General features: G+C 73.9%; 18 protein-coding genes and 5 tRNA genes. 16 read left to right on the top strand and 7 right to left on the bottom strand.

The features are described 5' to 3' along the window. Positions 1 to 117: 117 nt before the first annotated feature. The 8 genes from AC0680_RS08820 to AC0680_RS08785 all read left to right on the top strand — a co-directional run bounded on the left by AC0680_RS08820 (position 118) and on the right by AC0680_RS08785 (position 12,170). Positions 118 to 1,188, top strand: coding sequence for a methionine ABC transporter ATP-binding protein (locus AC0680_RS08820; RefSeq protein WP_478626119.1), 1,071 nt, complete (start codon positions 118 to 120; stop codon positions 1,186 to 1,188). Continuing rightward, entirely contained in the window at positions 1,185 to 1,919 is a 735-nt protein-coding gene (locus AC0680_RS08815) for a methionine ABC transporter permease (protein WP_478626117.1), read from the top strand. The genes AC0680_RS08820 and AC0680_RS08815 overlap by 4 nt, the downstream gene beginning before the upstream one ends. Positions 1,920 to 2,014: 95 nt before the next feature. Then, entirely contained in the window at positions 2,015 to 2,872 is an 858-nt protein-coding gene (locus tag AC0680_RS08810; protein WP_478626115.1) for a MetQ/NlpA family ABC transporter substrate-binding protein, read from the top strand. A gap of 571 nt (positions 2,873 to 3,443) precedes the next feature. Next, positions 3,444 to 4,079, top strand: coding sequence for a GNAT family N-acetyltransferase (locus AC0680_RS08805; RefSeq protein WP_478626114.1), 636 nt, complete (start codon positions 3,444 to 3,446; stop codon positions 4,077 to 4,079). 178 nt (positions 4,080 to 4,257) lie between these two features. Next, positions 4,258 to 5,478: a precorrin-6y C5,15-methyltransferase (decarboxylating) subunit CbiE gene (gene cbiE / locus AC0680_RS08800; RefSeq protein WP_384428917.1), complete on the top strand. Its 1,221-nt coding sequence runs from the start codon at positions 4,258 to 4,260 to the stop codon at positions 5,476 to 5,478. 236 nt (positions 5,479 to 5,714) lie between these two features. Continuing rightward, positions 5,715 to 9,887, top strand: a complete 4,173-nt coding sequence (gene cobT, locus AC0680_RS08795) for a nicotinate-nucleotide--dimethylbenzimidazole phosphoribosyltransferase (RefSeq protein WP_478626112.1) — start codon at positions 5,715 to 5,717, stop codon at positions 9,885 to 9,887. Between the two features lie 175 nt (positions 9,888 to 10,062). Continuing rightward, positions 10,063 to 11,301, top strand: a complete 1,239-nt coding sequence (gene cobA / locus AC0680_RS08790) for a uroporphyrinogen-III C-methyltransferase (RefSeq protein WP_478626110.1) — start codon at positions 10,063 to 10,065, stop codon at positions 11,299 to 11,301. Positions 11,302 to 11,354: 53 nt separating this feature from the next. Further along, on the top strand, positions 11,355 to 12,170 hold the full coding sequence (locus AC0680_RS08785) for a TrmH family RNA methyltransferase (protein ID WP_478626108.1): 816 nt from the start codon (positions 11,355 to 11,357) through the stop codon (positions 12,168 to 12,170). Between the two features lie 155 nt (positions 12,171 to 12,325). Here AC0680_RS08785 and AC0680_RS08780 read toward each other — a convergent pair whose 3' ends face one another. Next, complete coding sequence (locus AC0680_RS08780) at positions 12,326 to 13,678, bottom strand: serine/threonine-protein kinase (RefSeq protein WP_478626107.1); 1,353 nt, start codon at positions 13,676 to 13,678, stop codon at positions 12,326 to 12,328. 619 nt (positions 13,679 to 14,297) lie between these two features. On the opposite strand from AC0680_RS08780, the gene AC0680_RS08775 reads away from it, so the two are divergent. From AC0680_RS08775 to AC0680_RS08765, 3 genes are all read left to right on the top strand, one after another. Further along, positions 14,298 to 14,507 (top strand): hypothetical protein, encoded by a 210-nt coding sequence (locus AC0680_RS08775; RefSeq protein WP_384428931.1) that lies wholly within the window; start codon positions 14,298 to 14,300, stop codon positions 14,505 to 14,507. Positions 14,508 to 14,764: 257 nt separating this feature from the next. Continuing rightward, a complete protein-coding gene (locus tag AC0680_RS08770) occupies positions 14,765 to 15,799 on the top strand; it encodes a phosphotransferase (RefSeq protein ID WP_478626104.1) in 1,035 nt (344 codons plus the stop codon). A gap of 73 nt (positions 15,800 to 15,872) precedes the next feature. Then, positions 15,873 to 16,160, top strand: coding sequence for a TFIIB-type zinc ribbon-containing protein (locus AC0680_RS08765; protein ID WP_478626103.1), 288 nt, complete (start codon positions 15,873 to 15,875; stop codon positions 16,158 to 16,160). A 59-nt stretch (positions 16,161 to 16,219) separates the two neighbouring features. On the opposite strand, the gene AC0680_RS08760 is transcribed toward AC0680_RS08765, so the two are convergent. The 5 genes from AC0680_RS08760 to AC0680_RS08740 all read right to left on the bottom strand — a co-directional run bounded on the left by AC0680_RS08760 (position 16,220) and on the right by AC0680_RS08740 (position 16,676). Then, a tRNA-Val gene (locus AC0680_RS08760) sits at positions 16,220 to 16,291 on the bottom strand. A 34-nt stretch (positions 16,292 to 16,325) separates the two neighbouring features. Continuing rightward, positions 16,326 to 16,397 (bottom strand) — tRNA-Val (locus AC0680_RS08755). Between the two features lie 24 nt (positions 16,398 to 16,421). Next, positions 16,422 to 16,493, bottom strand: a tRNA-Val gene (locus tag AC0680_RS08750). Between the two features lies 1 nt (position 16,494). Continuing rightward, positions 16,495 to 16,568: transfer RNA gene (locus AC0680_RS08745), tRNA-Cys, on the bottom strand. A gap of 35 nt (positions 16,569 to 16,603) precedes the next feature. Next, positions 16,604 to 16,676 (bottom strand) — tRNA-Gly (locus AC0680_RS08740). A 177-nt stretch (positions 16,677 to 16,853) separates the two neighbouring features. On the opposite strand from AC0680_RS08740, the gene AC0680_RS08735 reads away from it, so the two are divergent. The 3 genes from AC0680_RS08735 to AC0680_RS08725 are packed head-to-tail and all read left to right on the top strand — an operon-like array spanning position 16,854 to position 19,607. Continuing rightward, positions 16,854 to 17,921: a chorismate-binding protein gene (locus AC0680_RS08735; RefSeq protein WP_478626101.1), complete on the top strand. Its 1,068-nt coding sequence runs from the start codon at positions 16,854 to 16,856 to the stop codon at positions 17,919 to 17,921. Continuing rightward, positions 17,918 to 18,742 carry an aminotransferase class IV gene (locus AC0680_RS08730; RefSeq protein ID WP_478626100.1) on the top strand — a complete coding sequence of 275 codons (825 nt, stop codon included), beginning with the start codon at positions 17,918 to 17,920 and terminating at the stop codon, positions 18,740 to 18,742. Before AC0680_RS08735 ends, AC0680_RS08730 begins: the two co-directional genes overlap by 4 nt. A gap of 34 nt (positions 18,743 to 18,776) precedes the next feature. Further along, the gene (locus tag AC0680_RS08725; protein ID WP_478626098.1) at positions 18,777 to 19,607 is read left to right on the top strand and encodes a GNAT family N-acetyltransferase; all 831 of its coding nucleotides are present in this window, start codon (positions 18,777 to 18,779) and stop codon (positions 19,605 to 19,607) included. Between the two features lie 64 nt (positions 19,608 to 19,671). Here the strand turns inward: AC0680_RS08725 and AC0680_RS08720 are convergent, their stop codons facing one another. Beyond that, positions 19,672 to 20,193 carry a DsbA family protein gene (locus AC0680_RS08720; protein ID WP_478626096.1) on the bottom strand — a complete coding sequence of 174 codons (522 nt, stop codon included), beginning with the start codon at positions 20,191 to 20,193 and terminating at the stop codon, positions 19,672 to 19,674. A 172-nt stretch (positions 20,194 to 20,365) separates the two neighbouring features. Between AC0680_RS08720 and AC0680_RS08715 the strand changes: the two genes are divergently transcribed. Together AC0680_RS08715 and AC0680_RS08710 are read left to right on the top strand one after the other, a co-directional pair. Beyond that, complete coding sequence (locus tag AC0680_RS08715) at positions 20,366 to 20,815, top strand: hypothetical protein (protein WP_478626095.1); 450 nt, start codon at positions 20,366 to 20,368, stop codon at positions 20,813 to 20,815. Between the two features lie 68 nt (positions 20,816 to 20,883). Continuing rightward, complete coding sequence (locus AC0680_RS08710; protein WP_384428953.1) at positions 20,884 to 21,039, top strand: hypothetical protein; 156 nt, start codon at positions 20,884 to 20,886, stop codon at positions 21,037 to 21,039. Positions 21,040 to 21,044: the final 5 nt, after the last annotated feature.

The following is a 21,044-nucleotide window of genomic DNA, read 5'->3' as shown; positions in this document are numbered from 1 at the left end:
ACCCGGAGCCGGGCCCCCGCGCCCGCCGCCGCTCCCCGTTCCCCCCTGCCGCACTCGCAAGAATGCCCCGTGCCCGGCGGGCGAGCCGCCGAGCACTCGACAGTGACGGAATTCCCTGTGATCACCACAACGGGCCTGAGCAAGGTCTACCGTTCAGGCGACCGCGAAGTCACCGCTCTGGACGGCGTCGATCTGCACGTCCGCGAGGGCGAGGTGTACGGCGTCATCGGCCAGAGCGGCGCCGGTAAGTCCACCCTCATCCGCTGCCTGAACCTCCTGGAGCGCCCCACCTCCGGCACGGTCACCGTCGCCGGCCAGGAACTGACGTCCATAGCCGGGCGCGGCCGGCGCGCGAGCGCACAGCTCCGGGCCGCCCGCAGCCACATCGGCATGGTCTTCCAGCACTTCAACCTGCTGTCCTCGCGCACCGTCCAGGACAACGTCGAACTGCCGCTGGAGATCCTCAAGGTCGACCGCGGCGAGCGCTCCCGCAAGGCCCTGGAGCTGCTGGACCTGGTGGGCCTCGCCGACAAGGCCAAGGCCTACCCCGCCCAGCTCTCCGGCGGCCAGAAGCAGCGCGTCGGCATCGCCCGGGCGCTGGCCGGCGACCCCAAGGTGCTGCTCTCCGACGAGGCCACCAGCGCCCTGGACCCGGAGACCACCCGCTCCATCCTGACGCTGCTGCGCGACCTCAACCGCAAGCTGGGCCTGACCATCGTGCTCATCACGCACGAGATGGACGTGGTCAAGACGATCTGCGACTCGGCCGCGCTGATGAAGAACGGCCGGGTCGTCGAGCAGGGCACGGTCGCCGAACTGCTGGCCACGCCCGGCTCGGAGCTGGCCCGGGAGCTGTTCCCGGTCGGCGGCGAGCCCTCGACCGACCAGAGCACCGTCGTCGACGTCACCTTCCACGGCTCCGCCGCCACCCGCCCGGTCATCTCCGAGCTGTCGCGCACCTACAACGTCGACATCTCGATCCTCGGCGCCGCCATGGACACCGTCGGCGGCAAGCAGATCGGCCGGATGCGCATCGAGCTGCCCGGACCCTTCGAGGAGAACGTCGTGCCCATCGGCTTCCTGCGCGAGCAGGGACTGCAGGTCGACGTCGCCGGCGTGGCCGGTGAGACCGCTTCCCCGGTGATCCCGGCGCCCGCCGCCGAGCTGGACAAGGAAGGTGCCAAGTGAGCTGGAACGAGATGCAGCCACTGCTCTACGACAACACGCTCGACACCCTCTTCATGGTGTGGTGGTCGACGTTCTACGCGGTGCTCTTCGGCATCCCGATCGGGGTGCTGCTGCATCTGACCGACCGCGGCGCCATCCTGCAGAACGTCGTGGTGAACAAGGTCCTCGGCGCGATCGTGAACATCGGACGGTCCTTCCCGTTCCTGATCCTGATCGTCGTGCTGATCCCCTTCACCCGGCTCGTCGTCGGCGTCTCCATCGGCCCGACCGGCGCGGTCGTCCCGCTCGCCATTGCCGCCATCCCGTTCTTCGCCCGGCTGGTCGAGGCCGCGCTGCGCGAGGTCGACCACGGTCTGGTCGAGGCGGCCCAGGCGATGGGCGGCGGCACCTGGACCATCGTCTTCAAGGTGCTGCTGCCGCAGGCGCTGCCCGCGCTGGTCGCGGCCGTCACCACCACCGTCATCACGCTGATCGGCTACTCCGCGATCGCGGGTGCGGTCGGCGGCGGCGGCCTGGGCAACCTCGCCTACACCTACGGCTACCAGCAGTACGAGACCGCGCTGATGATCACCACCGTCGTGGAGCTGATCGTCCTCGTCACGCTCGTCCAGCTGCTCGGTGACCTGGTCGTCCGCCGGCTCGCCCGGCGCGGCGCCCGCGCCTCCTCCGTACGCGTCGGCCTGCGCCGCGCCCGCACCGAGGAGCCGGCGGCCGCCACCGAGGCCGCCTGACCCCCGCACCACCAGCACCACCCAGGAGCCCGGACCCTTTGCCGGGCGGACATCACACGGGAACCCCGTTCGTGAACAGGAAAGAGGCACTCTTCGTGCGTAACACCGTCAAGATCACCGTGGCCGTCGCCGCCGCTTCCGCCGTCGCCCTCGGCGCGAGCGCCTGCTCCGCCCCCTCCGACACCACCGCCGGCGGCGACAAGGGCGACAAGAGCGCCCCCCTCGTCGTCGCCGCGAGCCCCACCCCGCACGGCACCATCCTCGACTTCGTCAAGAACAAGCTGGCGGACAAGGCGGGCCTCAAGCTGGTCGTCAAGCCGTTCAACGACTACAAGATCCCCAACAAGGTCACCGACGACGGCCAGGTCGACGCCAACTTCTTCCAGCACAAGCCGTTCCTCGACACCTTCAACAAGGAGAACGGCACGGACATCGTGCCCGTCCAGAACGTCCTCATCGAGCCGCTGGGCATCTACTCCAAGAAGATCGACAAGCTCTCGGACCTGAAGTCCGGCAGCACCGTCTCGGTCCCCAACGACCCGTCCAACGAGGGCCGTGCGCTCAAGCTGCTCGCCGACAACGGCGTGATCACCCTCAAGCCCGGCGTCGGCTCGGAGGCCAAGCTGACCGACGTCAAGGACGACAAGGGCATCAAGATCACCGAGCTGGAGGCCGCGCAGACCGCGCCGCGCATCGACGACGTCGACGCCGCGATCATCAACGGCAACTTCGCCATCGGCGCCCACCTCAAGCCCTCCAAGGACGCCCTGGCCGTGGAGAGCGCGAAGGACAACCCCTACGCGAACTTCCTCGCCGTCAAGAAGGGCAACGAGAACGACCCGCGGATCAAGAAGCTCGCCAAGCTCCTGAACTCCCCCGAGGTCAAGAAGTTCATCGAGGACAAGTACAAGGACGGCTCGGTCATCCCGGCGTTCGGTCCCGCGAAGAGCTGATGCGTCCTGACGGGCCGGTGTGTCCTGAGGGGTTGTCCGTGTTCTGAGGGGCGGCTGTGTCCTGGGGGCTGACTGTGTCCTGAGGGGCGACTCTGTCCTGGGGGGCTGATGTGCCCTCAGGGGCCGGGCCTGGTTCCCCCCCCCCGCATTTCCCCCCCCGCGTTTTTCCCCGCCGCCCACCCCCCTTACAGGGGGGTGGGCGGGTGTAGTGGAGAGGTTCCGCTTCGGCGGCGAGCACGTGCAGCTTCGGCGGCGAGCAGGCGCAGCGGCGAGGTTCCGCGCACCGCCGAGCCGCCCCGGCCCGTCGCATATGGCCCAGCCCGGTCCACGCCGACGCCTGCGACCGCTCCACCGCAGGTCACCGCATGTATGCCGGTGCGTGGGCGATCTTCGGTGGGCGATCTTCGGTCCCCGGACCCGCGCCGGCGCGCGGCCGGGGACCACGCGCGTGGCACACCCGCAGTCCGATGCTGCATGCTGGTGCATTCATACGGTCAAAACGGCCCGTGACCTCGCGGTGGACAGTCCGCGACGTCCCGGAGCACCAGGTCAACGGCGTTGGAGCAGCGGCATGACATCCACCTTTCCGGACATCTCCATCAGCACCGACCGGCTGGTGCTGCGCCCGTTCGAAGAGGCCGATGTGCCCGCCCTCGCCGAGATGATGTCCGACGAGCTGGTCACCGCATGGACCGCGCTGCCGCACCCGTACACCACCGCCGAGGCGCGCGCCTGGGCCACCGGCAAGGCCGCCGCGGTACGCACCGAAGGCCGCGGCATCGCGCTGGCCGTCACCGAGTTCCTCACCCAGCGGCTGGTCGGCACCGTCCACCTCGACCACACCGACTGGCGGGTCCGCAGCACCGAGATCGCCTATGTCACCGCCGCCTGGGCGCGCGGCGAGGGCTACGCCTCGGAGTCCGTCCTCGCGGTCGCGCAATGGCTCTTCCAGGACCAGCGGTTCGAACGCCTGGAGCTGCGCACCGCCGCCGACAACACCGCCTCCCAGCAGGTCGCCCAGAAGATCGGCTGCATCAGCGAGGGAGTGCTGCGCAACGCCTGGATAGCCCGCAGCCGCACGGAGGACGGCGGCTGGACGGACATCCGTACCGATCTGATCGTGTGGAGCCTGCTGCCCGAGGACCTCGACGGGGTCCCCGGCCGGATGGCCGACGCGAACGGATTCACCTACCCCGAGTGGAACTGACCCCGCGCCGCGCCGGGCTCCCCGCCCCACGGGGTACTCTCGCCCTGCCGCGCACCCGCGCGACCAGCGCGGACCCGCGCACCACGACGGCACCACCACCGGCCCGCGGCGACCCCGCGGCCGACTTCGCCGCCGCACCTGCCCGCGTACCCACAGCAGCCCCAGGAGACTGACGAGCATGGCCGACCGGGTCACGGTGATCGGATGGGACGGCTCCCCGCTGACCGACGCCGCCCGCTCCGCCCTCGGCGCCGCCACGCTGGTGGCCGGCGCCGCCCACCACCTCGCACTGCCCGAAGTCCCGCCGAACGCCGAACGGATCCGGCTCGGCAGCGTGACCCTGGCCGCCCGCCGGATCGCCCAGCACCGCGGCACCGCCGTCGTGCTCGCCGACGGCGACCCCGGCTTCTTCGGCGTCGTACGCACCCTGCGCGCACCCGAGCACGGGCTGGAAGTGGAAGTGGTGCCGGCCGTCTCCTCCGTCGCGGCCGCCTTCGCGCGGGCCGGCATGCCCTGGGACGACGCCCAGATCGTCGTCGCCCACAGCCGCGATCTGCGCCGCGCGGTGAACGTCTGCCGCGCCCACACCAAGGTCGCGGTGCTCACCTCGCCCGGCGCCGGCCCCGCCGAACTCGCCCTGCTGCTCGGCGGCGTCCACCGCACCTTCGTCATCTGCGAGGACCTGGGCACCGACCGGGAGCGGGTGACGGTCCTCACCTCCGACAAGGTCGCCGACCACGTCTGGCGCGACCCCAACGTCGTCATCGTCGTGGGTGGCGCGCCCGGCGGCGCCGCCACCCAGGGGACCGGCTGGATCGCCGGCCACGAGGTCGGCCACCCCACCGGGCCGCGGGGCTGGGGGCTGCCGGCCCACGCCTACGGAGGGGCCCTGGGCGAGGGCGAGTCCCTCCAGCTGCGCACCGCCCAACTGGCGCGCCTCGGGCCGCAGGTGGGCGACCTGGTCTGGGACATCGGCACCGGCAGCGGAGCGGCCGCCGTGGAGGCCGCGCGCTTCGGCGCCGCGGTCATCGCGGTGGACGCCGACCCGGACGCCTGCGAGCGCACCGCCGCCGTCGCCCGCCGCCACGGCGTCCAACTCCAGGTCGTGCACGGCCGGGCGCCGCATGTCCTGGAGGACCTCCCCGAGCCCGACGTGGTGCGGGTCGGCGGCGGGGGAGCGGAGGTCGTCACGGCCTGCGCGGACCGCCGCCCCGAACGGATCGTCACCCACGCCGCCACCCGCGACGAGGCCGAATCCCTCGGCCGGGTACTGGCGGACGGCGGCTATGAAGTCGAGTGCGCCCTGCTGCAGTCCGTGGACCTGGACACCTCCGCCTGGGTCGAACGCGAGCGGTCCGTGGTGTTTTTGGTCTGCGGGTATCGCGTTCCTCACCCGTGACCAGCGCGGCAACCCGCGCGAGGTAGGCTGGCGGATCGTTGCGCCGCCGTTCCGCGTTGGGCTTCGTACGCCAATATCCGGAAATTGCCGTGGTTTTGGATGAATATGAAGCTGTGGGGAGCGGACGTGCCGCGAGGCGTGCTCGCTCGTTCTAGCTATCGGGGCGTCGGCGCGCCCCGGTCGAGCGCGTCGCACGAGCGGTTGGAAGGAGCACTACCAATGGGCGAGGGGTACGCATGACCGACACCGGCCAGGTCCCGGGCGAGGGACTGCCGGAGAGCGCAGGCGGACATCCCGGGCAGCCGCAGCCGGCGGCCGCTCCTTCCCCTGCCGACCCCGGACCGACGGAGCTGCCGGGCATGGTGACCCCTCCGGGTGAATACCCCTATCTCGACCAGACCGAGGGCGTCGTCGAGGACGACGACCTGCTGCTGATGCCGGGTGCCCAGGGCGCCTGGAGCGAGCAGCCGGCGCCGCTGCCGCAGGAGACCCACCACCAGGGCGCGACCCCGCAGCCGCAGCACGCGGCGCCGTACGACGCGGCCGCGCAGCCGGCCGCCGGCTTCGAGCCGATGCCCCCCCAGGCCGGCGACCACGAGAGCGGCGGCCGGGACTCCGGTTCGGTCGACCTCAGCGCCGTCCGCATTCCCCAGCCCGCCGCTCCGCCGCAGCCGGACCGCGCCCGTGCGACGGCGTCGCCGGCGCGCCGTCCGCTGCACATGGGCCCGCCCGTCCCCGACGCGACCGGCGGCGTGGTCCGTTCGCTCGCCGACCGCGGCCCCGCCGAGCCCCCGGCGCAGAGCGCTGCGCGGCCGGTCGGCGCGCCGACCGGCGGCCCCGAATACTTCGACGCCCCGGCCGAGGCCCCCGAGGCCGCGCCGGGCGAACAGCCGGTGCCCGGTGCGCCGGCGCCCGCCGGCCAGCCGTACGCGGAGCAGCCCGTCGGCGAGCCGACGCCCGGTCAGGCCTTCGCGGTGCCGCCGCTCGGCGAGCAGCCCTACGGTGGCCTGCCCGGTGGTGCGCCTGCCTACGGTGGGCAGTTGTCCGCCGAGCAGACCTATGGGGCCGCCGGCCAGGGCCCGTTGCCCGGCCCGCAGCTCGGCGAGATCCCCTCGCAGATCCCGCAGTGGGGCCAGGCGCCGGCCCAGGCCGTCGCGGCTCCGGCTGCGGAAACGGTCGTCCCCGCCGATGTCGCCGTGCCGGCCGGTGAGGCCGCCCAGCCGGTCGCGCAGGAGGCCGAGGCCGTCCAGCCGGTCGCGCAGGACGTGCCGTCGCCCGCCGGACCGGCTCCGGCGACGCCCCTGCCGTCGCCCGCCGAGGACGGTGCGCAGGACGGCGACGCGGCCGTGGTCGCGGACACCGCCGGTGCCGAGGCCGCCGCGGCCGAAGCGGTGCCGGCCGCCGCACCGGTCGAGGCGCCGGGGGAGCCGCAGGACGTGGCCGCGGCGACGCTGCCCGCCGCGGTGCCGCCCGGCCAGGACGGACCGGCCGCTGTGGACGCGGACGCCGCGGACACCGTGGCCGCGGATGCCGTCGCGGCGGACGCGCCGACCGCCGATGCGCCGACCGCCGATGCCGTGGCGCCGGACGTGCCCGCGCCGGACGCCCCGGCCCAGGAGGCTCCCGTCCAGCAGGCTCCCGCGCCGGACGCGCCCGTGGCCCCCCAGCAGCCCGAGGCGGCCGCCGCCGAGACCGAGCAGCAGCCCGTGGACCAGCAGCAGCCCGCCGAGGAGAACGCGGAGCCGGCACCGCCCGCCACCGAGGCCGTCGAGGCTCCCGTCGTGGACGCTCCGGCCGCGCAGCCCGTGGCGGAGCAGCCGCCCGCCGCCGAGGCGGACGCGCCGCAGGCCGCCCCCGCCGCGCCGCAGGCCGCCGACCAGCCCCAGCCCGACCAGCCGGCCGCCCCGACCGCCGACGCCCCGCCGCAGCCGGAGGCCACCGCCCCGCCCCAGGCCCCCGCGGACGCTCCCGAAGCCGCCGCCCCGGCCGACCAGCCCGCGGCCGCCCCGGTAGCCGCTCCGCAGGGCCCCGTCGCCATGCCCATGGCCGAGGACGCCGCGCCCGTGGACCAGACGGCCATAGAGCCGCCGCAGGCGCCGCAGCCGGCCGGCGTACAGCCGCAGCCCGGCGCCCCCGAAGACCCCGCGGCGCAGCAGCCCGCCGAAGTGCTCGCGCCGGAGGCCGCGCCCCAGGGCGCCGGCGCCCCGGACGAGCAGCAGCCCGCGGTGGCCGGCCCGGACACCCCGGACGACTCGGCCGAGGCGTCCGACGCCGCCGGGCCCGCCGCGCACGTCGGGACCGACGGCCCCGCCGAGGCCACGGCCACCGACGCGGACGCCGCCGAGCCCGCGGCGGCCGCCGGGCCCACCCCGCCCGAGGCTCCCGCCGACCCGCAGCCCGTGACCGTCCACATCCCCGCCCAGGCGTCCGGCGACCAGCCCGTCGCGCGGGTCGCGGCGCCGCCCGCCGCGGACGACACCACCGGCCCCGCAGCGCCGGCGGCCGACGACCAGCCGGAGGCGGCCGTGCCCCCGCAGCCCGAGGCGACCGACGACGAGGCCCCCCGGCAGCAGGACGCCGCCGAACTCGTCCAGCTCGGCGAGGACCAGGACGACGACCGGCCGGAGGCGGCGGAGGCGGAGCAGCCCGCGGCCGCCGAAGCGCCGCCCGCCACAGCCCCCGCCGCCGGATACGACGACTCCGAGCGCGCCGCCGTGCACCGCGTGATCCGCGAGCGCCGCGACATCCGCAACGGCTTCCGCGGGGACCCGATCCCCAACGAGGTGCTGCTGCGCGTCCTGGAGGCGGCGCACACCGCCCCCAGCGTCGGCCACTCCCAGCCCTGGGACTTCGTCGTCATCCGCTCGGCCGAGACCCGCGAGAAGATGCACCAGCTCGCCATGCGACAGCGCGAGGCGTACGCAAAGTCGCTGCCCAAGGCGCGCGCCAAGCAGTTCCGTGAGCTGAAGATCGAGGCGATCCTCGAAACGCCGGTGAACATCGTCGTCACCGCCGACTCCACCCGCGGCGGCCGGCACACCCTCGGCCGGCACACCCAGCCGCAGATGGCCCCGTACTCCTCCGCGCTCGCGGTCGAGAACCTCTGGCTCGCCGCCCGCGCCGAGGGCCTGGGCGTCGGCTGGGTCAGCTTCTTCGACGAGCGGGAGATGGTCCGCGAGCTGGGCCTGCCCGAGCACCTCGAAGTCGTCGCCTACCTGTGCGTCGGATACGTCGACGAGTTCCCCGAGGAGCCCGAGCTGCTGCAGGCCGGCTGGTCCAAGCGCCGGCCGCTGTCCTGGGTCGTCCACGAGGAGACCTACGGCCGCCGCGCGCTGCCCGGCGAGAGCCCGCACGACCTCCTCCAGGAGACCCTGCAGGGCATCCGCCCGCTGGACGCCAAGGCACTCGGCGAGGCCTGGGAGCGGCAGAAGCGGATGACCAAGCCCGCCGGCGCGCTGGGCATGCTGGAGATCATCTCCGCACAGCTGTGCGGCCTGTCCCGCAAGTGCCCGCCGCCGATCCCGGAGCCGGCCGCCGTCGCGATCTTCGCCGGCGACCACGGCGTGCACGCCCAGGGCGTGACCCCCTGGCCCCAGGAGGTCACCGGCCAGATGGTCGCCAACTTCCTGGGCGGCGGCGCGGTGTGCAACGCCTTCGCCAACCAGGTCGGCGCCGAGGTGTGCGTCGTGGACGTCGGAGTGGCCGGGGAACTCCCCGCCACGCCCGGACTGCTGCCGCGCAAGGTCCGCGCCGGCACCGCCGACTTCACCGCCGGCCCGGCGATGACGCAGGAGGAGGTCCTCAAGGCGATCGAGGTCGGCATCGAGACCGCCCGCGACCTCGTGGCGGCCGGCAACAAGGCGCTGCTCACGGGCGAGATGGGCATCGCCAACACCACCACCTCCGCCGCGCTGATCGCCGTCTACACCGGCGTCGACCCGGTCGAGGTGACCGGCCGCGGCACCGGCATCAACGACGAGACGCACGCCCGCAAGGTCGACGTGGTCCGCCGCGCCCTGGAGCTCCACCAGCCCGACCCGTCCGACCCGGTCGGCGTCCTCGCCGCGATCGGCGGATTGGAGCACGCGGCCATGGTCGGCCTGATCCTCGGAGGCGCCTCGCTGCGCACGCCGGTGATCCTGGACGGCGTCAGTGCCGGCGCCGCCGCCCTGGTGGCCCGCGCCATCGCCCCCGAGGCACTGGCCGCCTGCATCGCGGGCCACCGCAGCGCCGAACCGGGCCACGTCGCGGCGCTGAACAAGCTGGGCCTGCGCCCGCTGGTCGACCTCGATCTGCGCCTCGGCGAGGGCACCGGCGCCCTGCTCGCCCTCCCCGTGGTGCAGAGCGCCGCCCGTGCCATGCACGAGGTCGCCACCTTCGACTCCGCCGGAGTGACGGAGAAGAGCTGAGCGGCGGCGGCCGGGACCGGCCGCCCCCGCATGACCCCCGGCCCGCAGCCCCATAGGCTGTGGGCCGGGGCCGTACCGCCCCCGTGGGCCGTATCACCCCTCATCAGCCGCTCCGGAGCCGCAGCGACTGAGCTGGTCGTCGAACTCGTACCACCGCACAAGGAGCCGCACCGCCATGGCTGAGCACGTCGCCGAACACGCCGCCTACCCCGTCGGACTGCGGCTGTCCGGCCGCAGGGTGGTCGTCCTGGGGGCCGGGCAGGTCGCCCAGCGGCGGCTCCCCTCGCTCGTCGCCGCCGGCGCCGACGTCCTGCTCGTCTCCCCGTCCGCCACCCCGTCCGTCGAGGCGATGGCCGACGCCGGCGAGATCCGCTGGGAGCGCCGCCGCTACCAGGCCGGCGACCTCGCCGACGCCTGGTACGCACTGATCTCCACCGACGACGCCGAGGCCAACGCCGCCGCGTCGCAGGAGGCCGAGGACCGCCGGGTGTGGTGCGTACGCGCCGACGACGCCGAAGCCGCCACCGCCTGGACGCCGGCCACCGGCCGCAGCGAGGGCGTGACCGTCGCCGTGCTCACCGGCCGCGACCCGCGCCGCTCCGCCGCCGTGCGCGACGCCATCGTCGAGGGCCTGCGCGACGGCAGCATCGCCGCCCCGCACCACCGCCGCCCGCACACGCCCGGCGTGGCACTGGTCGGCGGCGGCCCCGGCGACCCGGACCTGATCACCGTCCGCGGCCGCCGCCTCCTGGCCGAGGCCGACGTCGTCATCGCCGACCGCCTCGGCCCCCGCGACCTGCTCGCCGAACTCCCCCCGCACGTCGAGGTCATCGACGCCGCGAAGATCCCCTACGGCCGCTTCATGGCCCAGGAGGCCATCAACAACGCGCTGATCGAGCACGCCAAGGCGGGCAAGGCCGTGGTCCGCCTCAAGGGCGGCGACCCGTTCGTCTTCGGCCGCGGGATGGAGGAGGCCCAGGCCCTCGCCGAGGCCGGCATCCCCTGCACGGTCGTGCCCGGCATCTCCAGCACCATCTCGGTCCCCGGCGCCGCCGGCATCCCCGTCACCCACCGCGGCGTCGCCCATGAGTTCACCGTCGTCAGCGGCCATGTCGCCCCCGACGACGAGCGCTCGCTGGTCGACTGGTCCTCGCTCGCGAAGCTGCGCGGCACCCTCGTCGTCCTGATGGGCGTGGAGAACAGCGGCGCCATCGCCGCCAAGCTCATCGAGCACGGCCGCCCCGCCGGAACCCCGGCCGCCGTCATCCAGGAGGGCACCACCGCCACCCAGCGCCGGGTGGACGCGACCCTCGCGACGCTCGGCGAGACCGTACGGGCCGAGGGCGTCCGTCCCCCGGCGGTCATCGTCATCGGAGACGTCGTCACCGTCGGCACCCCCGCTACCCACAGGTAACCGATCCCGTACGCGGCATTGGAACCTCGACACCGACAAGGCACTATCTCCCCGTGGCAGAAATCATCACCGTCGACGACCCGGACGACCCGCGGCTGGCCGACTACACCGGCCTGACCGACGTCGAGCTGCGGCGCCGGCGCGAGCCCGCGGAAGGGCTCTTCATCGCCGAGGGCGAGAAGGTCATCCGGCGCGCCCGGCACGCCGGCTACGAGATGCGCTCCATGCTGCTCTCGGCCAAGTGGGTCGATGTCATGCGCGATGTCATCGACGAGGTCGGGGCACCGGTCTACGCCGTCAGCCCCGACCTCGCCGAACGGGTGACGGGCTATCACGTGCACCGCGGGGCGCTGGCCTCCATGCAGCGCAAGCCGCTGCCCGCGGCCGGCGAGCTCCTCGCCGCCTCCCGCCGCATCGTGGTCATGGAAGCGGTCAACGACCACACCAACATCGGCGCGATCTTCCGCAGCGCCGCGGCCCTCGGCATGGACGCGGTGCTGCTCTCCCCGGACTGCGCCGACCCGCTCTACCGACGCTCGGTGAAGGTCTCCATGGGCGCGGTGTTCTCCGTGCCGTACGCCCGTCTGGAGAGCTGGCCGCGCGATCTGTCCGTCGTACGGGAAGCGGGCTTCAAGCTGCTGGCGCTCACCCCGGCCGAGAAGGCCACCGCCATCGACGAGGCCGCCCCGCACACCCTGGAGCGCGCCGCCCTGATGCTGGGTGCGGAGGGCGACGGGCTGACCACCGGTGCCCTGCGGGCGGCCGACGAATGGGTCCGTATCCCGATGGCGCACGGCGTGGACTCGCTCAACGTCGGTGCGGCCGCCGCGGTGGCGTTCTACGCCGTGGCGACCGGCCGCCCGGCCTGAGGGGAGGACCCGCCTGACGGGAACACCCGTCGGGCGGCAACACCCGTCGGGCGGCAACACCCGCCAAGGCAAGGGCCGTCTGACGGGAAGGATCGTCCGACGGGAATACCCCCCGGCCCCACCCCGTTGTGGCCCGCAAGGGGCGCCCGCGTCCCCTAAGGGTTCTGTTCCCCCACCCCGTAAGGCCCCTCCGAACCCCCCTGCGCCGCGACCGGAACCGGCCGCTCCACCCCCAGCGCGTGGGCCGGGCCCTGACACCCCTGGGCCGCCGCGATACCGAGCGCCACCAGCAGCGTCACCACCACGAATACGATGACCCGCTGGCGCAGCAGCCGCCGGTCGGGACCGGGCCGGCGCCCGCCCGCGCCCGTGCGCACCGGGGTCCGCGAACCGTTTCGTCCCGTGGGCCGGGCCCCCGGCACCCGCCGCGCGTTGCGCCCGCCGGTCCGCTGGTTCTTCCCCGCGCCCGATGCCGGAGCGGCCGGCCGGGCGGCGGAGTCACGCGGCGCCGAGGGACGCGACGGGTGCGAACGCGGCGCCGACGCACCCGCCGTGCGCCGCTCGGTGCGCTGTCGTGTGTACTCCTCGGCGCGCTGCCCGGTGGGGCGGTCCGAGGGGCGGCGCTCCGTACGGCCCCAACCCGGCCCGCTGCCCACGCTGTTCTCCAAGGGCCCGCCGGACAGGCCGTGCGCCTCACGGGCCGCGATCTCCTTGAGCCGCAGCGACAGCGACAGGGTGCTGGGGCGGTCCGCCGGGTCCTTGGCCAGACACGAGGCGAGCAGCGGGGCCAGTGCGTCCGGCACCCCGGCCAGCTGCGCCTCCTCGTGGACCACGCGGTAGAGCATGACCTCCGAACTGCCCTGCCCGAACGGGGAGTCGGCGGTGCAGGCGTAGGCGAGGGTGGCGCCCAGCGCGAAGATGTCGGTGGCCGGCGTCACGGCGGCCCCGCGGACCTGCTCGGGCGCCAGGAAGCCCGGCGAGCCGACGGCCGTGCCGACGTGCGTCAGCGTGCTGGCGCCGGTCGCCCAGGCGATACCGAAGTCGATGATCCGCGGGCCCTTGGGCGACAGCAGGATGTTGGACGGCTTCAGGTCGCGGTGCACCACACCCGCGTCGTGCACGGCCAGCAGGCCCTCCGACAGTGCCGCGCCGATCGAGGCGACCTGGGCCGGTGACAGCGGGCCCTCCTCGTTGACCTTGTCGTGCAGCGAGGGTCCCGGTACGTACTGGGTGGCGAACCAGGGGCGGTCGGCGTCGAGATCGGCCGCGACCAGCCGGGCCGTGCAGCCGCCGCGGATCCGGCGGGCCGCCGAGACCTCGCGGGCGAACCGCGAACGGAACTCCTGATCCTCCGCCAGGTCCGGCCGGATCACCTTCAGCGCCACCCGCTGGCCGCGCTTGTCCGAACCGAGATAGACCACACCCATCCCGCCGGCGCCGAGCCGGCGGTGCAGCCGGAACGTCCCGACGACACGCGGGTCCTCGCGTCGGAGCCGCATCATCGCCATGTCCGTCCCCTACCTGCGGTGGGAAAGACCCCTCCGCTGCCAACCGTCTGACGTGGCACAGCTTACGGATTGACGGCTCACTGTGCTGATAGGCCGCGCATGCGTCGACGACCGGATTGTCGGTGGCGGGTGCGATCCGCGGAACGGGGGAGGGAATCGGGCGCCGCGCGCCCCGACTTCCCGTACGTGATCCCAATGATCGTTCCCAGAAGGGGGATTGACGCATGGAAAGGTGAGCGGGACGGGGTGGCGCGGGACGCCGCGGACGCGTCCCGGGCGGCGGAGAGCGCGGCGGGAAGCGCGCACCGCGGGGGCGGGGTGGTGTCGCGCGGGGGAGCGGCCGACGTGAGAGAGGTCACGCCGAGGCCGTCCGCGAGGGCCCGTGGCCGGGGGGCGCGCGGTGCCCCCTGGGGGATGTCCCCAGGTCCCCGGTGCCCTCTCTCCACCCAGGGGAGTACACGAGGAGCCGTCCCGTCATCCTCCTGGAGGCCGACCAATAGGTACGACGGCATGACGCCCGTCGCCCTTCGCGTGCCTAGTGTTGTCTCCAAGCGGCGGGCGCAGCACTCGTCCCCCGAGGTCAGACGCCCGCCGCTCCAGACACGACGGGAGCGGGACGATGGATCGGATCTCAGGACTGACGGCGCTTCGGGCGCAGGGGCGCCGGTTCGCCTCGACGCTCGGCGGCCACCAGTCCTCGGGCACCCGCCATCCCCTCGTCGCGGTGGCCATGGTGCTGCCGCTGGCGATCGTTCTCGCCGTGGTCTTCGGCGGCTGGGAAGCCGTCATCACACAGGCGTCGTCCGTGGCCGGAATGCTGGGGCGCTGAACGGCGTCCCAGGCCCGGGAGAGCGGCCCGGGACGGGGACTCCGGCCGAAAACCCCGTGGGGACGGGGGTGCGGCGGACGGCACGAACGGCCGGGCATCTGGGGAGATGCCCGGCCTTCGAGCTGTCCGGCCCCGCCGCCGGACCGGTCGCGCCCCGCGCGGTCCGTGCGCACCGCGCGTACGATCCGAGGCCGGGCCGCACCCGCACACCACCCACCGCGCATCCGGCCCGCGGCGGCCCCGGGGGAGGGGAACCCATGACCGCACCACCGCCCGGCCGCCCCGCCGCCCAGGCCACCGCGCCCGAGGTGCTCGCCGACCGCCCCGCCGCCCCGGCCACCGCGCCCGAGGTGCTCGCCGACCGCCCCGACGGCACCGTCGTCCGCAGCGGCCGTACGGTCGTCAAGACCCACGCCCCCGACGCCGACCAGCGCGACCTCGCCGCCCGGCTGCGCATCGCCGCCCACCCCCTCCTGCACGGCATCCTGCTGCCCCCGCTCCCGGCCACCGCCCCCGACGGCTTCCTCACCCGCACCGGCGACGGCCGCGCGGTCACCCGCTGGCCCTACGGCAGCCCGGTCCCGCCCGACGATCCGGACGCCGCTCCCTGGGAGGACGCCGCCCGGCTGCTGGCCCGGCTGCACGGCGTCGACCCCCGCCAACTGCCCGGCCCCGTCCCGCCGATGCGCGGCCCCGTCAAGGCCGCTCGCGCGCTGGCCCGTATGCGCGGCGCCCTGACGACCGCCGCCGGCCCGCTCCCCGCGCCCCGTACACCGGTGTCCGGCCCCGGAAACCTCCCCGCGGCCGCCGCGGTCACGGCCCGCGCCTGGTCCCTGCTCCCGCCGTGGGCCCGGGGAGCCGCCCCACCGCCGCAGCCCGGCATCCTCTGCCACGGCGATCTGCACCTGGGCCAGCTCGTCCGCCACCCGGCCGCGGAGGGCCCCTGGCTCCTGATAGACATCGACGACCTGGGCCTGGGCGACGGCGCCTGGGACCTGGCGCGCCCCGCCGCCTGGTTCGCCACCGGCCTGCTCGCTCCGGACATCTGGGCGCGCTTCCTGGCCGCCTACCGCGCCGCTGGCGGCCGCGCCGTACGCCCCGACGGCGACCCCTGGCCCGACCTGGAGATACCCGCCCGCGCCCTGACCGTGCAGACCGCCGCGCTCGCCGTCGCCAAGGCCGCCGCCGCCTCCCGCGCCCTGGACGAGATCGAGTCCGCGGTCGTCGACGCCTGCGCCCGGATGACTTCCCTGCCGCGGCAGTTGGGGCCCGCCGGCCGCGTCGTAGGGTGAACACCTCGCCGCCGGGAGACCGTTCGGGCGGCGCCGCCGTGAGCGGCAGTAGATGATGGGAGTTGAGCCGACGATGCAGTGTCCCAAGTGCCATGCACCGATGCAGACATACCAGCGCAATGGCGTGCAGATCGAGCAGTGCGCCGGCTGTCGGGGGATCTTCCTGGACTACGGCGAGCTGGAGGCGCTGACCCGCCTCGAGGCGCAGTGGACGCAGCAGGCCCCGCCGCCGCCCGCCCCGCAGGCCTACCCGGCCGCGCCCGCCTGGGGCGCCCCGCACCAGGGCCACCACGGCCACCACGGTCATCATGGGCACCACGGCCACCACCGCAGCTTCGGGCACATGCTGTTCTCGTCCTGAACGAACCCGGACAAAGCCCGAGGGCCGGAGCGAGATGCTCCGGCCCTCGGGCTTGAGTGTGGACGATACTGGGATTGAACCAGTGACCTCTTCCGTGTCAGGGAAGCGCTCTCCCGCTGAGCTAATCGTCCTCGGGACCGCGGATCACGAAGATCCGCAGCTGCGTGCGCGATACTGGGATTGAACCAGTGACCTCTTCCGTGTCAGGGAAGCGCTCTCCCGCTGAGCTAATCGCGCGGGGGCCCGGTGGAGCCGGACCAGTGGACGATACTGGGATTGAACCAGTGACCTCTTCCGTGTCAGGGAAGCGCTCTCCCGCTGAGCTAATCGTCCTTGGAGGTGGAGACGGGATTTGAACCCGTGTAGACGGCTTTGCAGGCCGTTGCCTCGCCTCTCGGCCACTCCACCAGGAGTGAGGGGGTTCGGGAAGATCCCCCACATCGAGCGGACGACGAGACTCGAACTCGCGACATCCACCTTGGCAAGGTGGTGCTCTACCAACTGAGCTACGTCCGCAGGTGTCTCTCCCAGACTACGTCGGGGAGCTACTCCGCCTCCGGGGCGCTTGCGCGTCCCGGCGACGTGTTGAACTCTAGCGGATTCCGGGGCCAGTACAAAAACGCGTTTGTGCAGCGTGCTGCGCTGCTCGCTCGGCACAGGCGGGCCGGCGGTCCCCGCCATAGACTCGCTGACGTGCATGACTTCGCTCCGATGGCCCGCTTCGGCGGCCTGATAGCCACCGGCCTGCGGGATGTGACCAGCGATCCCGCGGCCCTGGACTCCACTGGCTGGTGGGCCGTGACCGCCGATTTCGAGGGCTCGGTGGTGTGCGCCCGCTTCACTGACGTACGGCCCGCCACGGCCGCGGACGCGCCCGCCCCCGACGGTTGGTGCGGCCCCGCCCCCACCGCCTGGACCAGCTCCCTGGACCGCGACGCCTATACCGGCGGCGTACGGCGCATCCGTGAACACATCGCGGCCGGCGACGTCTACCAGGTGAATCTCTGCCGCGTGCTGACCGCGCCGCTGCCCGACCCCGCCCGCGCCGACGTCGACGCGCTCTCCGCGGTGCTGGACCGCGGCAACCCCGCCCCGTACGCCGGCACGATCCGGCTGCCCGAGCACGGCGTCGAGATCGCCAGCGCCTCCCCGGAGCTGTATCTGCGGCGCGACGGCCGCACCGTCTCCTCCGGCCCCATCAAGGGCACCGGCCGGACCGCGGCCGACCTCTCGGAGAAGGACCGGGCGGAGAACGTGATGATCGTGGACCTGGTCCGCAACGATCTCGGCCGGGTCTGCGCCACCGGGTCGGTCACCGTCCCGGCACTGTGCGCCGTCGAGGAGCACCCCGGCCTGGTCCACCTGGTCTCCACGGTGAGCGGGGAGCTGGACCCGGCCAACGAGAAGACCGCCTGGGCGGACCTGCTGACGGCCACCTTCCCGCCCGGGTCGGTCACCGGCGCCCCCAAGTCCAGCGCGCTGCGGATCATCGACGAACTGGAGACCGCGCCCCGCGGCCCGTACTGCGGGGGCATCGGCTGGGTCGACGCCGACCGCCGCACCGGCGAGCTCGCCGTCGGCATCCGTACGTTCTGGCTGGACCGCACCCCGCCCGGCGGACCGGTGCTCCGCTTCGGCGCCGGTGCGGGGATCATCTGGGACTCCGATCCGGAGCGGGAGTGGGCCGAGACGGAGTTGAAGGCCGGCCGGCTGCTCGCGGTAGCTTCGGGGCTGCACGAGGTGAGTGGAGGAAAGCGATGAGGATCTGGCTCGACGGGGCACTGCGGGACGCCGAGGGCGCCCGGGTCTCGGTCTTCGACCACGGGCTGACGGTCGGCGACGGCGTCTTCGAGACCATCAAGGCCGACCACGGACGTGCCTTCGCCCTCACCCGCCATCTGGAGCGCCTGACCACCTCCGCCCGCGGTCTCGGCCTGCCCGACCCCGACCTGGACGAGGTGCGGCGCGGCTGCGCGGCCGTCCTCGACGCCAACCCGATGGCGCTGGGCCGGCTGCGGATCACCTACACCGGCGGTGTCTCCCCGCTCGGCTCGGACCGCGGCGAGGCCGGTCCCACACTGGTCATCGCGCTCTCCGCGACCGCGCGCCGCCCCGACACCACCGCCGCCGTCACCGTCCCCTGGACCCGCAACGAACGCGGTGCGCTCGCCGGCCTGAAGACCACCTCGTACGGCGAGAACGTCGTCGCGCTGGCCCGCGCCCGCGAACGGGGCGCCTCCGAGGCGCTGTTCGCCAACACCGTCGGCGCGCTCTGCGAGGGCACCGGCTCCAATGTCTTCGTCGTCCTGGACGGCGAACTGCACACCCCGCCGCTGCACTCCGGCTGCCTCGCGGGCATCACCCGCGCCCTGACCGTCGCCTGGGCCGGCGCCAAGGAGACCGATCTGCCGCTGGACGCCCTGGAGCGGGCCGAGGAGGTCTTCTTGACCTCCACCCTGCGCGACGTGCAGGCCGTGACCCGGATCGACGGCCGGCAACTGGCCGACACTCCGGGCCCGGTGACCGCGGAAGCCATGCGGATCTTCGACGAGCACTCCGCCGCCGACTTCGATCCGCGGTGATGACGGGCCCGCGCGGGGCGAGTAGAAAGTCCTCGTGACCACTACGCTGCGCCCCGCCGGACCGGAAGAGCGACACGACGACGGCAGCCGGGCCCGTCGGTACGACGTCTGCGTCAACAGCCGCCGGGTCGGCGGGATCCAGCTGGCGACGGACGCCCGTTTCGGGCCGACGGCCGGCCGGATCACGTACCTGGACATCGACCCGGCGGACCGGCACCGCGGCCGGGCCACCGTCGCCGCGCTCGCCGCCGAGGAGGTGCTGCGCGGCTGGGGCTGCCGGCAGATCGAGCTGACCGTCCCGGCCGAGGCCGGGGCCGCCCTGCGGCTCGCGGCGGCGCTGGGTTACACCGAGCGCAGCCGCACGATGAGCAAGCCGCTGGCCGGGGCACCCCGCCTGCCCGAGGGCAGCCTCGACCGCGCGCTGAGCGAGGAGGAGTACCCGGCCTGGCGCGACGCCGCGCTCGCCGAGTACGTCCGTACCCAGCTGGGGCAGGGGATGTCCCGCGCCCGCGCCGAGGAGACCTCGCTGGCGGCCCATGGCGCGCTGCTGCCGGACGGCGCGGCCACGGCCGACCAGGCCCTGCGGATCCTCGTCCACGACGGCACGGAGGTCGGCAGCGTCTGGCTCGCGCTGCGGATGCCGGAGCAGCCGGGCGGCTATGTCGTCGACGTCCAGGTGGTGCCCGGCCACCGCGGGCGCGGCCACGGCCGCACCCTGATGCTGGTCGCCGAGCGCGAGAGCCTGGCCGCGGGGTGCACCTGCCTCGGCCTGAACGTCTACGCGGGCAACGCCCCGGCCCGCGGCCTGTACGACTCGCTGGGCTACCGCCCCACGGCGCACCTGCTGTGGAAGCCGATCCTGTGAGCGGACGGGCACACCACCGGCAGGGGGCTCAGGGCCTGCTCCCAAGGATCCGGGGCTGCCAGGGCTAGCCCTGCTCGGCCAGCAGACGGTCGGCGATCTCCTCGATCCGGGCGCGCAGGCCCTCCTGGCTCTTGCCGCCGTCCAGCCGTTCGTCGCCGATCACATACGTCGGGGTGCCGGTCACCCCGATGGCCTTGCCCTCGGCCTGGTCCGCGTCGACGATCAGCAGATGCCGCCCGTCGATCAGCGCGGTGTCCAGCTCCTCGGTGTCCAGCCCCAGCTCCCCGGCGACCTCCAGCAGCAGCTTCTCGCCGCGCTTGCCGAGCTGCTCGGCGCGCGCCAGCACCGCCTCGACGTAACGCCAGCCCTGCCCCTGCTCCATGGCCTCCTCGGCGGCCTGCGCGGCCACATAGGCGTGCGGGTGCTTCGCCAGGGGGAAGTGGCGCAGCCGGATGTCCAGCTGGTCGCCGTAGCGCTCGCGCACCGCCCGCAGGTCCGTGAGGGCGGTGCGGCAGTCCGGGCACTGCAGTTCGCACCAGACATCCAGGACGGGACGGGCGGGGGCGGAGGTGGTGGCGTCGTTCATGGGGCCAGTCTTCCAGTCCGGCGCCGGCCGGCCGAACCGGGACCTGCGGAGGACCGCGACCCCGAGATGTCCCTGATGCCGTACTGGAACATGGCCGACGGGGGGCCGGGCAAGGCAGGATGGAGGGGAGCAGAGCGCTGCCTGCTCGTCCATCCACCGGCAGGAGGACCGGATGCTGACCTCGACCGTCTGTGCCGCGGTGTCGGCGGCGGGCCTGGGCATCGCCGCGCTGACGGCGTACCGCAAGCGGTTCCTGGCCGCGACCCGCATCGCCGCCTTTTCGCTGATCCCCATCGGGCTGGTGATGACCGGCGTCATCGACTGGCTCACCGGCATCGTCTTCAAGCCCACGGTCTGGGCCGGCTTCGGTCTGCTCGCGCTCTCCGCCGTGCTGTTCATGATCAGCCGGGGCGTGGAGCGCCGCAGGGGCGGGATCGGCGGGCGCAAGGAGCGCAGGTCCGCGGCGGCCGCCAAGCCGGACGCGGTGGCGCCTGCCGCCTCCGTACCGTCCCTCGGTGCGGGGCGCGGGGCCGCCAAGGGGAAGGCTGCGCAGGGCGGGAACAGCGCACCCAAGGATGACTTCTCGGACATCGAAGCGATCCTGAAAAAGCACGGGATCTGATGAACTACCGCTGCTGAGACGCTTATTGGGCGTAGTCAGACGATCATCTGCGTCATGATGCGCGCGAGATGAACGATGAGTGCGCCCTCGCCCAAGACGACGCCCCGTCCGCCGAACCGCGCGGTTGCCTGTTCGCGCTGTCCCAGCCGCCGCTGATGCTCTTCCTCGCCGTCATCGGCTTCCTGCTCCTCCTCGGTGCCGTACACGACCTCTTCATCCTGTGAGGCCG

The organism is Streptomyces sp. NPDC043738, from assembly GCF_056436545.1.
This window is presented reverse-complemented; position numbering and strand designations above follow the sequence as displayed.